Origin of the sequence: Hymenobacter roseosalivarius DSM 11622 (assembly GCF_900176135.1) — a bacterium.
GTDB classification, from domain to species: domain Bacteria; phylum Bacteroidota; class Bacteroidia; order Cytophagales; family Hymenobacteraceae; genus Hymenobacter; species Hymenobacter roseosalivarius.
On sequence record NZ_FWWW01000122.1, the window covers coordinates 33,066 to 47,221 of the forward strand.

The following is a 14,156-nucleotide window of genomic DNA, read 5'->3' on the forward strand; positions in this document are numbered from 1 at the left end:
TGGTGGGCGAACGGCATAGGGATTTGCCAGGAACGGTCCGAGAATCTATGTGGCGGTTGCAACATTCCCGGCAGCGCATCCCGGGGGTGGTATGGGCAACTAGCAGAGGCTAAAAAGGCTGGAAGTGAGCCCCTCGTTGGTAGCGGAGGGGGCTCAAATACCCTGTTCTCAACCTACGACCAGCGTTTGGCAACAGCTACGGCCATTATGTTCACTAAGACCATTTCTTCATTTCCAGCGTTTGATTTCGCCTCCACCCGCGCTGCCCCCTGTGGAAACGCCTCGTTTGGCTTCGGTAGCAATCTTTTAACCGAGGTCCATAGGGTCTGATAAGTGCGAGACGTTGCTTCACGGGGCAGACCAACCGTTGGGGTATAGGAACCCCAACGGTTGGTCTGTTCGCCCTCTTTTTTTGAACCGTGTAGCGGTTTAAAATATCTGCTCTTCTATCTCGTTGAGCTTGTAACTTGGCGGCTATCTATCCTATTCTTTCGCCTTTATCGCTACGCTATGCGCTACTTCTTCGTTATGGCTTCCCTACTACTGGGCACGCTGAGCACCGCTGCGCCAACACCCCCGCCCCGCACCATCCAAAACCTGGCAACCTTTACCCGGCTCTACGGCTATGTGCGCTACTTTCACCCCGCCGACGAAGCCGCGACCGTGGATTGGGACAAGCTGGCCGTCCTGGGCGCGGCGCGCGTGGAAGGGGTCAGGACCAACGCGGAGCTGCGTACGACGCTCCTCGCCCTGTTCCGGCCCGTCGCCCCGACCCTGCAACTGGTCGGGGTGGGGAAGAAGGCCCGCTTTTCCGTCCAGGACATCACGCCCCCCGACCGGCAGGGTTACCAGGTGATTAGTTGGCAGCACTTAGGCATGGGCCAGGGCAGCGCGCGCAGCCCCTACCATAGTCGCCGCTTACACCGGCCCGAGGCCGTGAAAGCGGCTGAACCCACCTTCGGCACGCTTACTAAATCCGTGGACGTCGCGGCCCATCGGGGCAAGCAGTTCCGCTATTCGGCCTCCGTACGGAACGTCGCGCCCGGCCAGGGACCCGGTGCCTTGTGGGCCCGGGTGGACGTAGCCAACAAAAAAGCGGGGTTCTTCGACAACATGAGCGACCGGCCCATCACGCGGGACGACTGGAGCGAGTACGAGATAACGGGCACGATTGACCCGCAGGCGGTCAGGTTGGTGTTTGGCGCCATGCTTAGCGGCCGCGGGCAGGTGCAGGTCGATAACATGCAGGTAGCGGTCCGGGAAAAGGAGGGCTGGCAAACGATCTTCGCGACCGGTTTCGAGGCTGACGCCGTGGATACGTACCCGCAGAGCATTTCGGGCAAGCCCGACGCGAAAAGCTACACCCCGGATTACGCCTTTGCCGTGAGCAATACCAGCGCGGTGGAAGGCCGGCAGAGCGTCGTGATCCGCTCGACCCAACGGGAGCCAGAAGCAGTGAGCGGGTCGGAGCAGCCCCTGTTTGCCCGCCAGGTGGCGCTGGGCGAACTGGTGCAGGAAGACATTGGCAGTGGGTTGCGCTGTGTGCTGCCCCTGGCCCTGTATGGCACGAAGGACGCCACGTTCCCCGCCGCCGATAAAAAGGAACTAGCTACGTTGCAAGCGGCCCTCCAGCAGCTGTCGGCGGCCGAGCTGACCAGTCAAAACCGCGCGGTGCGCCTGGCGAATGTGGCCATCACCTGGAATGTGTTTCAACACTTCTACCCCTACTTCGCCGTGACCAACTCCGAGTGGCCGACGGCGCTGCCCGCGGCCCTGCGCGCCGCCTACCCCGACCAAACGGAGGCCGAGTACCTCAACACCCTGCGTCGCCTCACGGCCCGGCTGCACGACGGCCACGTCAGCGTGCTGCCGGTGGGGCGGGCCACGCAGGTCAAGTATCTGCCGCTGGCCTGGGAATGGATCCAACAGCAACTAGTGATTACGCAGGTCGCCGGCGACTCGTTAGGCATCCGCCGCGGCGACATCGTGACGAGCATCAATGGGCAACCCGCGGAAGCCTATTTCCGGGAAGCCGAGCAGTATATCTCGGCGGCTACTCCGGGCTGGCTGCGCTATGTAGCCGCTCGCGAGACGGCCAGTGGGCCCGCGGGGGCACCGCTGCAGCTACAGGTGCAGGGGCCGGGTGCGGCCATTAGCCGCGTGACGTTGCACTTCACGCAACCTATCAGCTCGTACGCCACCACCCGGCAGGGGTCAGCATCGCGGCGCCTCTCGCCGTCCATCTACTACCTGAACCTGGACCAGATTCCGATGGATTCTATCACTCGGCTGCTGCCCGAGCTCACCCAGGCCAAAGCCATTATCTGCGATTTGCGCGGCTACCCGAAGAGCAACCACGAGCTGCTGCGGCACCTGCTGGCCCACCCCGATACGGCAGGCCACTGGATGCGGGTGCCCCAGTACATCTATCCCGATCAGAAGCAGATCGCCGGCTATAAGTTCTTGAGCTGGAAGCTGCAACCCAAGACCCCGCAGCTGACGGCGCGCCTGATCTTTATCACCGATGGCAGCGCCATCAGCTACGCCGAAAGCTTTATGGGCTTTGTGGAGGGGTATCAGCTGGCCACCATCATCGGCCAGCCCACGGCCGGCACCAACGGCAATGTCAATCCCTTTACGCTGCCCGGCAACTACCGCATTGCCTGGACCGGCATGGACGTGCGCAAGCACGATGGGCGGCAGCACCACGGCGTGGGCATCCATCCCACGATCTACCTAGAGAAGACGATTCAGGGCGTTCGGGCGGGACGGGACGAATTTTTGGAGAAGGCAATTGAGCTGGCCAACGCGCCCTAAGTCAGGTGCTCGAGGCATGACGGCCGGAAGAAGGACCAGTATATCTGCTGTCCGCCACGCCTAGACCACCGCAGATGAGGGCTACGTTTCATAGCCTGTCTTAGAAATCGCATTATGCTAACTACCATCATATCAGCAGCTACTGGCATAACCTTTAAGTTAAGGGGAGCTGTGGCCACTCTGGACCCACAGGCCGCGCACGCCGGGCAATATTTGAGCACCATCGTAGTTGTATAGTTCTTTATCTATATCCGACGTGATTCATGACCCTACGCTTCCTCTTCTGCCCCCTCTTCGTAGTGGTATTGCTGGCTGGGCCGGCCGCTGCCCAAGTCCCTGCCCGCGACTCGGCCAGCACACTATCTTCCACGGCCACCACCCGCCCGTGGCTGCTCAAGCTGGGCACGGGGCTGACGCGGGGCTTTGAGTGGGGCGGCTATCCGGGCTTAACCGTGCCCGTAGTGTTGGGGGCGGAGGTGGTACTGCGGCCTGGCTGGAACCTGTACGCGAATGGGTTCAGCGGCTTCAACCTCGGGGGAGGCTACTACCGCGACGGGCTGGCCCTGCGCCTGCGGCAACTAGGCGCGGAGGTAGGCCTGCGACGGTATTATCACCAGCAGAAGCGCCAAGCCAAGGGGCGGACCAGCGGGCCCTTCACGGGCAACTACGTGGGCCTGCAATCCACCAGCACGTGGTACTATTACCGCAACCCGGCGGGGGGCCAGTTGGGCTATGACCACTCCACCCTGACAGCCGTCTGGGGTCTGCAGCGGCGGCTGGGCGGGCATGGCCTGGTGGATGCCTACGTGGGGGCTGGCGTAGCCAATCTGGGGCGCGGGCGCTATGAGCCCGCCACCGGCCGCTATACGACCTACCGCTTCCCTCCCCAATTCACGCCCGAATTGGGGCTCAAGCTGAGTCTGGTGCGCTAAGTGGCCCGCTGAACCGGCTCTATTCGCTGCCGCTACTACTTTGGCTTTGGTTAAAAGTTTAGTACAAAGGTTAAAGGGGGTAGCACGATAGTTGGCAGAAACTATTGGCATCAATGCTTCTATTCGTCTTAGCTAAATTACCTCACCTTTACTTTTACCATACCCGGGGAGTGGAAAGCGGTATCTTTATCGAGTGAATAGACCTGGTAGAAAAAGGCGGGTGCATGGAGGGCAGAACCATGCTACAGCTTACTGTAGAAGGTGGTCCGATACGCATCACCGACGGGAATTATCTGAGGAACGCCTGCTTCTACCTGGATAAAAATCCGGCTGCGCTCCACGGTGTGGATGTGGGCCAGCGAAACGATGAACGACTTATGCACGCGCACAAACGCCGCCGCGGGCAGGCTTGCTTCCAGGCTGTTGAGCGTTTGCCGGGTGATGATTTTCTCCGTCGTTGTATGGATAATAACGTAGTTCTGTAAGCCCTCCAGGTAGAGCACATCGGCCAAATCGACCCGCTGCATCCGGTGTTCAGTTTTGACAAACAGGTAGGGGCGGGACGTTTCGGCCGGTGCCGGGCGCAGCCGCCGCTGCGCCTTCTGGACGGCCTGATGGAACCGTTCGAAGGGGATGGGTTTGAGGAGGTAATCAATGACATCGTGCTCGAACCCCGTTAGCGCATAATCGGCGTAGGCGGTAGTCAGAATCACCTGCGCGCGCCGGTCCAAGGCATGCATGAACTGCAGCCCCGTCAGCTGGGGCATCTGAATATCCAGAAAAACCAGGTCAACGCGCCGCTCTCCCACCCAATTCAGGGCCTCCACTGGATTTTCGCTGCTGCCGGCCAGCTGCAGGCAAGGCACCTTGGCCACATAGTCGGTCAGGATGTCGATGGCCAGCGGTTTATCATCCACAATTAAGCAATGAATGGGGCCCATCATAAGTCAAGGTGGAGCGTAACCTGGAAATCGCTGACCGTGTCGGCCACGGTCAGCGTGTGCCGAGTAGGGTAAAGCAGCGCCAGCCGCCGCCGCACGTTGGTCAGCCCAATGCCCCCTAGCTGGTCCTTCTGCTGCTCGTTCTTGGCGTTGTGCAGGCAAAAATCCAGGGTCGTCGCCGTCAGGGTGAGGTGGAGTGTCACCGGCTGCGCGGGGTTGTTCAGCACCCCGTGTTTAAACGCGTTTTCCACGAACGACACCAGCAGCAGTGGCGCGATGGTCTGCCCATTCAGCACACCCCGAAGCTGGTAGTCGAGGTGGAGGTTGCCTTTTGTGCCGAGACGTTGCAGCTCGATCAACCCGTCCAGGTAGTCCAGCTCGCGGGCCAGCAGCACCCGGTCGTGGTGGGCTTCGTGCAGCATATAGCGCAGCAACTCGGAGAGTTTCAGCAACGCTCCCGGCGCGGCGTCCGACTTCTGATACACCAGCGCGTAGATGTCGTTGATGGTGTTGAACAGAAAGTGCGGATTCAGCTGCGAGCGCAGAAAGGTGAGTTCGGCCGTGGTGTTGGCTTGCTGGGTTTCGCGCCGCCGCCGTTCCGCCAGCAAGTTATGCCGGATAATGGCGTAGAGCAGTCCGTACAGCACGTAATCGAAATAATACCGGACGCTGTTCTCGACAAACCAATGCGCCGTAAAGGCGTTGTTCAGTTGGTAGTTGTCGAAGCCGAGCAGGGGTTTGAATACGTGAAATTCCAGCCCGTAACGCATCCCCGTGAGCAGGAGCAGGGTCAGCAGCAACCCCATGGCCGCCCGACCAAAAGGCCGCCACCCCAGCGCACTCGTCCGCAACGGCCGGGCTACCAGCCCCACCGGCAAGTAAAACGCGGCCGCGTTGATGAGTAGGTAGCCCAGCCCCAGGAGCCCGTACGTTGCCACCTCCGTCTTGGGGACCGGGTAGGTGGGCGCCCCGTACATCGCCGCCGCATCTTTGACGAGCAGCAACGTCCAGATGAGCAGGTGAACGGGCCATTCGGGAAAGAAGCGCGGTCGGGCAGCACTCATTGGTTCGTCGATTCGGCGGTGGGATATTTCTGGGCCAGGTACGCAAAAATTTCGGGGAAGAACTGCTCGAAATTCTGGTCGGTCCGCCGGCCCGTATACTTCGCCGAAATCACGTCGGCAATATCGCCGGCGTACTGGAAATCACCGACTATGTCCTGCGCGGCCTGTTTGCGGGCTTCTTTCGGCGACTGGTGCTGCCGGAACAAGGCAATGGTAATGCCGCGCACCAGGTTCTCATCGAAACAGTGCGCCCAGTCGTGGATGTTGTTGTGCTTCATGCCCGCGTCAGCCTTATTAAACAAGTACGCCAGCTTCGCAATATCGGTCTTATACTTCTGCTGAAGCGCATTCGTGTAAATATGACTCCCTTCGTGCCAGACCATCATCACCGATTCGGAGCCCAGGTTGAAGGCGGGTACGCTGGTGTCGGTCGACTCGTTGTTGAGAAAGCCCACGTTATAGACGACCTGGTCGGCGTAGCGCGGGTTGAGGGTTTTGGCCGTAATTGCGTGAGCCCCCCAGCTGTTGAGCGGGTCCAGGAAAACGGTCCAGCGGGCCGCTTTGGTGCGGAGCCGGTAAAACGAATCGAGCTTGTCCACGAGGCCTTCACCGGCGAGTCGGGCTTGCATGGGTTTCGCCCAGGCAGCGTAATCGGCTTGGTGCTTCTGGTAAAAAGCCCAGAAATGGCTGTCCTCAGCAAACTGCTTGCAGAGCCGCATGTAGGTCTGTATCGTGTCTCTGTCATTCAACGTGTACCAGTTCGACTGCGCCGGGTAATGGAGGCGCACGTCGGGAAAGTTATCGAGGCAGTAGCCTAGTTCGGGCAGGTCGCTGTATACCTGTTGCAGTCGCCGGGCCTGCTGCACGGCGGGGTGGTTGGCGAAGGGGACAAAATAGGCCTCGGTTTCTTTGGCGTACACCGACTTGTTGGGCATCGGATACTTGCCCGCCAGTAACTGCACAATCGTGAATAGCTCAATGCCGGGGTGAACGGTTACCGTAATCCGGTCCGTCGGAGGTAGGGCAGTCGCGGCGCGGGATTGGGCAACAAGGGCATTGATAGTCAGAAATAGCAACAAAAAAGTGAGTAGCGTTTTCATCGAGGAGGCGTTTGTCGTTGAGTGGTTTTCAGTAGGTCTTCCAATGATTTGATGGCTCAAAAGAAGCCGCCGTTCTCCCTTCGCTACATTCCAATTGACCAACCCCCTTTTTTCGTTGACCAACGCCCGTTTCCTGCAACACTGCATCCGCGCCGACATCCGGCCAGGCTGCCCTAACGGAAATTTCTGTTCTTACTCTTGCGCCACCCTCTATCGCGTAATCTTCAGGGCGAGTTCGAACTTCTCCGAAAAACTATGTAAAAGCCCACTATAAGGATGCTAGAGCATAATTTATGGTCAAGTGGAAGCCGATTTCTAGCCTGTTGTTTAACCTTTGTACCAAACTTTTACCCAAGGCCTACTTTTTGTGGCCTTCGTGCGGGCGTAACGAACAGGCGGCACTAGGGGCCCCCGTACGCCGATTGGCCCTTCTGGGGCGCCCGCGCTCCCTTGTGCAGCAAGGCCGGGGCGCGTACCTTACAAGCCGATGAAAAAACTATTCTTTTTAGTGAGTTGCCTGCTGGTGCTGGGCAGCTCGCCCGCGTGGGCGTGGGCCGAAACCGATATCGTGGTGGTGCGCGTTGATCTAGGGCTCCGGCGTATAATCATTACCCGGGGGGAGAACCAAAGTGAGTTGATGAAGATTGATGTCCGAGGTTTCCCCGAAAAAACGGCAGTGCATTTAAATGAAGCCTATTATAGCCTCATCAAGAAGCTGGGACAGGAAGGATATGTGGTGCAGCAGCGGTTAGCGGACGGCGAAGGCTCGACCACGCTACTCTTCGTCAAAGCGACCGCCCCCTAGGGGAAGACAGCCGCTGGCTTTTGTCCGAGAAATCGCATTATGATAAATCCACGAGCTTACCCGTGCCGCGCATTTTGGTACCCTTCCACTGAACCGTAGAGCGGGCTAAACGGATGCGAACCGTGTCGCGGCGGGCCGCCAAGGAGGAAACTGGTAGTTCGTTACCTGCCGCTTGCCGCGCATCAGCCATCGTGCCTGCCATCCAAACGGTCGTCAGGTAGGTGATGCTTGCCAGGAGTTCGGCTTTAATCATAGTTGGGAATATTTAGCCCTACGACCAGGTCCCGTTGCACGACCAGCAGGCCGTTTTCCCATCGCGGATGGGTGATGCCCGAGCCCCCTCGGTTTTCTACCTTCTTCCTTTCGGCCGTCGTCAACCGGGGGTCATCGTCGAAGACGTAGGAATCCAGGTAGCATGCGTTCTTGCCAGGCTCTTTTAGGGTTACGTGAATATGCTCCGGGTCCAATCGATCGGGGTAAGGGCCGGGCCGAAACGTGTAAAACGTAAAGCGGCCGTCTTTGCCGGTTGTTACCCAGCCTCGCACGTGGCCGTGCCGTTTCGCCCAGCCGGTGGCATCGGCGCGGGCTTCGTAGAGGCCGCGGCGACTGGTATGATAAATATAGATGATTACGTTTTCCACCGGTGTGTGGCCGTCGCGGGCCCGCACCACGCCCGTGAGCAGGAGCTTGGGCTCGCTGGCGTGATAGCCGGGTAATGTATCCGTGGGCGCCAACTGTTTAGTCCCATACTCATACAGCGCTTCGCAGCCTTCGCACGGACCGCCGACCAGCTGTTGGGTGACAGCACGGACCGGGGGCTGCTCTTGCGCAGGGGGTGGAGCTGGCCCGCCGCAAGCAGCGAACAGCATCGCCAAGGCCAAAGCGGGCCCCGACAGGAGGGCATAAGGGAGGTAGTGCATACGTAAGGTTTTGCGGCAAATCATGCCGCAAAACCTTACGTATCAAAACGCAATCCGCTCACCCGAGGACTTTCTACCCTAACCCGAGGATTTAGCCGCCCTACTAGCAGAGAACTGGGCCAGGTGCTGGTTGAACGAAGCGGCGTAAGTGCGGCTGAGTCGGATCAATTGCCCATTCTTTAACCGCACGTCGTAGTCCCCGTTTAACCGGGAGGTATAAGACGTCACGTGGGCTAGGTTAACAATGGCGGACTTGTGTATGCGGACAAATTGCGCGGGGTCTAACTGCTGGTGAATGGACTTGAGGGAAGCGGAATAGAGGTATTTTTTGTCGTGGGTGTGAATCGTAACGTAGGGGTTGGCGGCGCTAATGGACACGATAGCTTCCGCCGGCACGACCGTCGTGTGCCGCCCCGACCCGACCACAAGGGTTTGGCGGGCTTCGCTTGGTGGTGGGGGCGTTTCCGTACGCCTGGGCGCCTCGACTAGCGGGGCGGGTCGGCGCAGACACAGCAGGCCCGTGGGCAGGTAGACTAGCGCATACTTGGCCAGTTCGTCGGAAAGGGAGTAGCGCAGGAGCATGCCGACCGAGTAAGTGTGGTCAAAAAACAAGGCCGATAACATATGCACCGCTTGCGCAAACAACAGGCTGTGCAGGGCGGACAGCAACCCGGCAATACCCAGGGTGGCGACTACTGCCCCAGCTGGGCTCAGGGGACTGTGTTGTCTTTTAAGAAAAAAAAGCTGGACCCCAGCGATGGGGCCAAATAGAACCCAGTTAACTTTAAACAAGATAGATTCTGAGAAATAGAATGGGTACTGATGAGCTGCTGCGTGCCAGTAGTCCTGGAGTACATTTGCTCCTATGATTAACCCCAAAAAGCCAAGTAGAACGGCTGCTTTGTGCCCAGCGGTCCCTACCCAGCCAAGCCGGCGGGATACTGTCATCGATGGAAGAGCTGCGCGGTAGGGAGTCATATACAAGCAACAGGTAATGAGTACGAAGCAGCCGCAAGTTATTGATTGCGCAATCCCGTAGCTTCGCATGCTCCACTGGGTCCGCTTGCTGCAGTCCTTCCTTTAGTTCATTTCTTCCTCAACTATTCTCTGCCCCCCACCTGTTACCCTACGCAGCTTCCTCTAACGGCCCGACGGTACGCTGCAGCCAGAAGTTTGCTTATTCGTTTAACAACAACCTTACTCGGAGTGGTATGGCCGTGGAACTGGTTCCCTATACTCCCCGCTGGTGCAGTGAATTCGCCCTGGAGGCTAGTGCCTTACGCAAGGCACTCGGCGACACGATAGTGGCCATCCATCATATTGGGAGCACCGCCATTCCCGGGATTCTCGCCAAACCGGTCATCGATGTTTTATGCGTGGTCACCTCGCTCGCGGCGGTGGACGCGGCTGCCCCCCGGATGCAGGTACTCGGCTACACGGCCAAGGGCGAGCACGGGATCGCGGGTCGACGGTATTTTCAAAAGAAGGATTCCCGGGGCGTGCGCAGCCATCATGTCCACGTCTTCTGCTTGGGGGCAGACCACATCGAGGGCCATCTCGCGTTTCGGGATTTCCTGCTGGCGCACCCCACCAAAGCCGCCCAGTATGCAGAAATGAAAGCGTTGGCGCTAGCCAATCACCTGCTTACGCGGCAAGCCTACCAAGAGAGCAAAAAGCCCTTTATCTTTGCCCTCCTGCCGGAAGCTATTCGTTGGTATCGCCTCCAGCGGGGCCACTAATTAGCACGACGAGGAAGGGGAGTGCCTGTAGATGTCGCTGTTGGCCGCGCCCGATAACGCCGGGCTAATCGCTGTCCGGGAGTTACGGGGGCTGGCGACCGCTTGCCACTTACAGCCCAAAAAATACTAGTGAACATAATGGGTTTTCTGAGGTGGTCCGGTTAGGCAGGACAGTTTAGGGTCGTTGATGAAAGTAGTTGTTGGTGAGTGAGATACGGCAATTGATACCCAATGCTGGAGTGCAGGCGCTGGTAATTATAATAGTCAAAATAGTCGGCGACACTGGCCTGGGCATCAGCTAAGTCGGTAAATACGGGCCATTCGCGGGCTTCGAGTTCTTCCGTTTTGAGCCGCGACCATAGGCTTTCCGCCTGGGCATTATCGTAGCACTCGCCGCGGCGGCTCTGCGAGCGCAGGCACTCGTGCCGGTGCAGCAGGGCGCGGTAGGCCTTACCACAGTACTGGCCACCTCGGTCAGAGTGCACCAGTAAGCCAGCTGTTGGCTGCTGGGCCAACAGGGCACGCTGCAAGGCCGTCGTAATCAACTCTTCCGGCATGGTGGCCATCACGTGCCAGCCCACGACGTGCTTTCTGGCCATATCCTGGAACGCACATAGATAGGCCCAGTCGCCGCTGGCCAGCGGCAAGTAGGTGATGTCGCTCACCCACACGCGGTTAGCTTGTGCGACCGGCGGTTGGTCGAGCAAGCGATTCGGGGCACAGCGCAGCCCGTGGGTGGAATCCGTCGTGCGGGGGGTGTAGGCCTTGGGCTGCAAGGCGCGTAAGCTCCGGCGGCGCATCGCCGTGCGTAGGGCTTGGCGGCCTACGTGGTGGCCCTGCTGGCACAAGGCCACGCGTAATCGACGGGTGCCATAGCGCTTCTTATGCGCGGCAAACGTCTGGTCCAACGCCACTTCCCATGCCGGCTCTGGTGGCCCGAGGCCTTGCTGCGCGCGCTGCTGCCACGCATAATAGCGGCTAGGCGGTACCGCCAGCACCTGACAAAGGCGACGGACCGGATAGCTCCCGCGGTGCTGGTCGATGAAACGGTAGCGGCTCATTGCTCGTCGGTCTTGGAGAAGATAGCGATGGCTTTTTTTAAAATCTCTAACTCCTGAGCCTGCCGCCGATTAGTGGCCCGCAGCTGGCGCAGTTCAGCCGCCGTAGTCGGGTCTAGACTGGCGCCAAGAGCGGCGGCTACGGGCGTTTGCACGGCTTTCTGCCACTTGTAGAGCAGCTTGACATTGATATTCAGGGCCCGAGCGGCCGCCTGGGTAGAACGGCTTTCGCTGGCCAAGCGCAGGGCTTCGGCGCGAAAGGCCGCATCATAGGTGCGCCGCTTGGTCGGTTTGGGAGGAGTAGCCATCAGACAAGAAAGGTAAGGCCCTATTCTGTCCCGCTTCACCCGACCACCTCATTCTAGGACTTAGCTGTAGGCCGGGGGCAAGGACTATGGGCCACTTACCTAGTGGGTGGGGATGCCCGCAGGGACTTACTTATAAATTTAACAGCCTTATTAAATCCAAATAGGGGCGGTAGTCGTAGGGGGAACTAGATCTGTACTATTCATTCTTCCTTTCGTCCTATCATCTTGCTTCTATGCTAAAATCCTCTTCCCTCGCCAAATGGGGCGTGGCCGTGCTGTTAGTGTCCTCGCTGAGTAGCTGCGAAGACATTCTGGAGCAGTACTTCCCCAAACCCACTCCGCCCCCTGTTATTCCTACCTTCCCCAATCTAGGGTTAGACATCCCCTTCTACGCCTTATCGGGCGGTACCAAGCTGGATGCCTATTCTACCAAGGACCCCAGTACGCGCACCAGTTCGGTCAGCATTACGGGCCTTGGCAATGGCGAAACCTTGTTAGCCATTGACTTCCGGCCCGCCACAGGCCAGCTCTATGGGGTGAGCAGTGGCAGTCGCCTCTACGTGATCAACCAGAACACGGGCGTGGCGCGAGCTATTGGCAGCGCGGCTTTCACCCCCGCCGTGGCGGGCAATTTGGTGGGCTTTGATTTCAACCCCACGGTCGACCGCATCCGCCTCGTTACTTCCACCGGCCAGAACCTGCGCCTGAATCCCGAAACGGGCACCGTCGCTAACACGGATGGCGCTATCACTGGGGCCGCTGGGGCGACGATCACTGGGGCCGCTTATACCAACAACGTCGCCGGGGCAGAAACCACGGTGCTCTATGACCTGGACCCGGCCACCGATCAACTCTACCGCCAGGATCCGCCCAACAACGGTACGCTCGTGGCCGTGGGTGCTCTAAACTTAAATGTTAGTGGCGATGGGGGCTTCGATATTGATGCCCGGACGGGCACGGCCTTAGGTCTGTACACGGTTAATGGCAATCCTACGCTGTTTACCCTAGACTTAGCCACTGGCGCCGCTCGCCCCTTAGCCCAGTATGCGGCCAACGCCGGCTATACTGGTATCGCCATCCCGACCCGACCCGTGGCCTACGCCGTCAACGCCTTAAGCAATAGCACCTTACTAATTTTTGACCTTACCAATCCCTCTACGCTGGTATCTAAACCTATTACCGGGTTGGCATCAGATGCGTTTATAAAAGGCCTGGATTTTCGACCTGCCAATGGCCAGCTCTACGCCCTAAGTAGCGATAATGGTCTATATACCATCAATGCCTCGTCAGGGGCCGCTACTCTTATCGCTCCCCTAAGCATCCCCGTAATTGGTGCCAGCGTCGGCTTTGACTTCAACCCAGTAGCTGACCGCATACGCATTGTGACGAGTAGTGACCAGAACCTGCGAGTAAATCCTGTGGATGGCTCAGTCGTCCAGGATACCCCTCTCAACCCCAGCGAACGCATTATCTTTGGGTCTGCATACTCCAATAATTACGCAGGCGCGACTACTACAACTTTATATAACCTTGGTCGGGTACTCATAGGTAGGCAAACGACTGCTAGTACCCTGTATCAACAAACTCCCCCCAACGATGGGAATTTAGTAGAGATTGCTCGGTTAGCACCAGATAATATAGGTTCAGGCAGTTTCGACATTGGCGGCACCAGTAATATAGGCTATGCCTTGGTGAGTCTCCTATTTAATCCTGTCAACACCTTATATTCTGTCGATTTGCAAACAGGTAAACTAACAGCTATTGGGTCTTTACCCCAATCAAGCAGTCTTGGCTTTACGGTTGGCTTAGGCTTCTAAGTTTATGCTGGCAACCTAAGTTCATGCGGTCCTACCAAAAAGCCCTAGCTCATCAGCTAGGGCTTTTTTGATGCCGGCTCTGCGGCTCATCCCGGGCAAAGGAACTCGGAAATAGCATGTAGGCAGAGATAGCTTACAACGAGGCTGGTGCACTTGATCCCGAAAAGAGTCATTTGTCCTGGTAACGCTTGAAAATATCAACAGGCTTAGCGCAGTCCATAACACCCGCTGGAACATCGCGGGAGCCCCTGCGGCCATCTGTTGCTTGACATAATTGGACTTATACGACCATTTTAGGGGTAGCTCGACGAGTTGTTGCCGCCTTACAGAAAGGGACTTTTCGTACCAATAATGCGGTGTTGCCGAGGACTGCGGACCAACACATGTTTCACTTTTGATTGCCGTCGGCTGGTGAGCAAGAAATACCCCCGCGCGGCGTAGTCGATGGCAAACGTATCTGCCATAAAAAGAAAGTGGTTGTGCTCGAGCTTATAGCGGTCATCGTAGTATAAATCCTGCATGATTAGGCGCATGTGCACAGCATGGACCGAATCCAGATTGTAGAGCGCAAGGACCTCGCCATAGGGGCGAATCAGGAGAGTTTGAATGAGGTGGTTGTGTTTATTCACGGAGCGCAGGTATTGCCCCCGCTCAT

15 protein-coding genes are annotated in these 14,156 nt (G+C 58.2%); 6 read left to right on the forward strand and 9 right to left on the reverse strand.

What is annotated here, in order from left to right:
- The first annotated feature begins 528 nt into the window (after positions 1–528).
- The gene (locus tag B9A24_RS21265; RefSeq protein ID WP_159452136.1) at positions 529–2,817 is read left to right on the forward strand and encodes a S41 family peptidase; all 2,289 of its coding nucleotides are present in this window, start codon (positions 529–531) and stop codon (positions 2,815–2,817) included.
- 263 nt (positions 2,818–3,080) lie between these two features.
- Positions 3,081–3,749: a hypothetical protein gene (locus tag B9A24_RS21270; RefSeq protein WP_084448155.1), complete on the forward strand. Its 669-nt coding sequence runs from the start codon at positions 3,081–3,083 to the stop codon at positions 3,747–3,749.
- Between the two features lie 242 nt (positions 3,750–3,991).
- Here B9A24_RS21270 and B9A24_RS21275 read toward each other — a convergent pair whose 3' ends face one another.
- Genes B9A24_RS21275 through B9A24_RS21285 form a run of 3 tightly spaced genes read right to left on the reverse strand, consistent with a single transcriptional unit; the run spans position 3,992 to position 6,854 of the window.
- The gene (locus B9A24_RS21275; RefSeq protein WP_084448156.1) at positions 3,992–4,693 is read right to left on the reverse strand and encodes a LytR/AlgR family response regulator transcription factor; all 702 of its coding nucleotides are present in this window, start codon (positions 4,691–4,693) and stop codon (positions 3,992–3,994) included.
- Positions 4,690–5,754 (reverse strand): sensor histidine kinase, encoded by a 1,065-nt coding sequence (locus B9A24_RS21280; RefSeq protein WP_084448158.1) that lies wholly within the window; start codon positions 5,752–5,754, stop codon positions 4,690–4,692. The genes B9A24_RS21275 and B9A24_RS21280 overlap by 4 nt, the downstream gene beginning before the upstream one ends.
- The gene (locus tag B9A24_RS21285; RefSeq protein WP_159452137.1) at positions 5,751–6,854 is read right to left on the reverse strand and encodes a DUF4932 domain-containing protein; all 1,104 of its coding nucleotides are present in this window, start codon (positions 6,852–6,854) and stop codon (positions 5,751–5,753) included. Before B9A24_RS21285 ends, B9A24_RS21280 begins: the two co-directional genes overlap by 4 nt.
- Positions 6,855–7,341: 487 nt before the next feature.
- Between B9A24_RS21285 and B9A24_RS21290 the strand changes: the two genes are divergently transcribed.
- A complete protein-coding gene (locus B9A24_RS21290; protein ID WP_084448162.1) occupies positions 7,342–7,659 on the forward strand; it encodes a hypothetical protein in 318 nt (105 codons plus the stop codon).
- A gap of 37 nt (positions 7,660–7,696) precedes the next feature.
- Here the strand turns inward: B9A24_RS21290 and B9A24_RS21295 are convergent, their stop codons facing one another.
- The 3 genes from B9A24_RS21295 to B9A24_RS22180 form a co-directional block, all read right to left on the reverse strand.
- Complete coding sequence (locus B9A24_RS21295) at positions 7,697–7,912, reverse strand: hypothetical protein (protein ID WP_084448164.1); 216 nt, start codon at positions 7,910–7,912, stop codon at positions 7,697–7,699.
- On the reverse strand, positions 7,905–8,579 hold the full coding sequence (locus B9A24_RS21300) for a dioxygenase family protein (protein ID WP_159452138.1): 675 nt from the start codon (positions 8,577–8,579) through the stop codon (positions 7,905–7,907). Before B9A24_RS21300 ends, B9A24_RS21295 begins: the two co-directional genes overlap by 8 nt.
- Before the next feature lie 78 nt (positions 8,580–8,657).
- Positions 8,658–9,161: a LytR/AlgR family response regulator transcription factor gene (locus B9A24_RS22180; protein ID WP_159452139.1), complete on the reverse strand. Its 504-nt coding sequence runs from the start codon at positions 9,159–9,161 to the stop codon at positions 8,658–8,660.
- A 42-nt stretch (positions 9,162–9,203) separates the two neighbouring features.
- On the opposite strand from B9A24_RS22180, the gene B9A24_RS22870 reads away from it, so the two are divergent.
- A complete protein-coding gene (locus B9A24_RS22870) occupies positions 9,204–9,350 on the forward strand; it encodes a hypothetical protein (protein WP_234997606.1) in 147 nt (48 codons plus the stop codon).
- Between the two features lie 440 nt (positions 9,351–9,790).
- Positions 9,791–10,318: a GrpB family protein gene (locus tag B9A24_RS21310; protein WP_084448170.1), complete on the forward strand. Its 528-nt coding sequence runs from the start codon at positions 9,791–9,793 to the stop codon at positions 10,316–10,318.
- Positions 10,319–10,479: 161 nt separating this feature from the next.
- Here B9A24_RS21310 and B9A24_RS21315 read toward each other — a convergent pair whose 3' ends face one another.
- Together B9A24_RS21315 and B9A24_RS21320 are read right to left on the reverse strand one after the other, a co-directional pair.
- Complete coding sequence (locus B9A24_RS21315) at positions 10,480–11,379, reverse strand: IS3 family transposase (RefSeq protein ID WP_084448172.1); 900 nt, start codon at positions 11,377–11,379, stop codon at positions 10,480–10,482.
- Complete coding sequence (locus tag B9A24_RS21320; protein WP_084448174.1) at positions 11,376–11,684, reverse strand: transposase; 309 nt, start codon at positions 11,682–11,684, stop codon at positions 11,376–11,378. The genes B9A24_RS21315 and B9A24_RS21320 overlap by 4 nt, the downstream gene beginning before the upstream one ends.
- A gap of 233 nt (positions 11,685–11,917) precedes the next feature.
- Between B9A24_RS21320 and B9A24_RS21325 the strand changes: the two genes are divergently transcribed.
- Positions 11,918–13,501 (forward strand): DUF4394 domain-containing protein, encoded by a 1,584-nt coding sequence (locus tag B9A24_RS21325; protein WP_084448176.1) that lies wholly within the window; start codon positions 11,918–11,920, stop codon positions 13,499–13,501.
- A gap of 323 nt (positions 13,502–13,824) precedes the next feature.
- On the opposite strand, the gene B9A24_RS21330 is transcribed toward B9A24_RS21325, so the two are convergent.
- The coding region (locus tag B9A24_RS21330) for a hypothetical protein (protein ID WP_234997608.1) at positions 13,825–14,156 on the reverse strand (332 nt) is incomplete at its 5' end.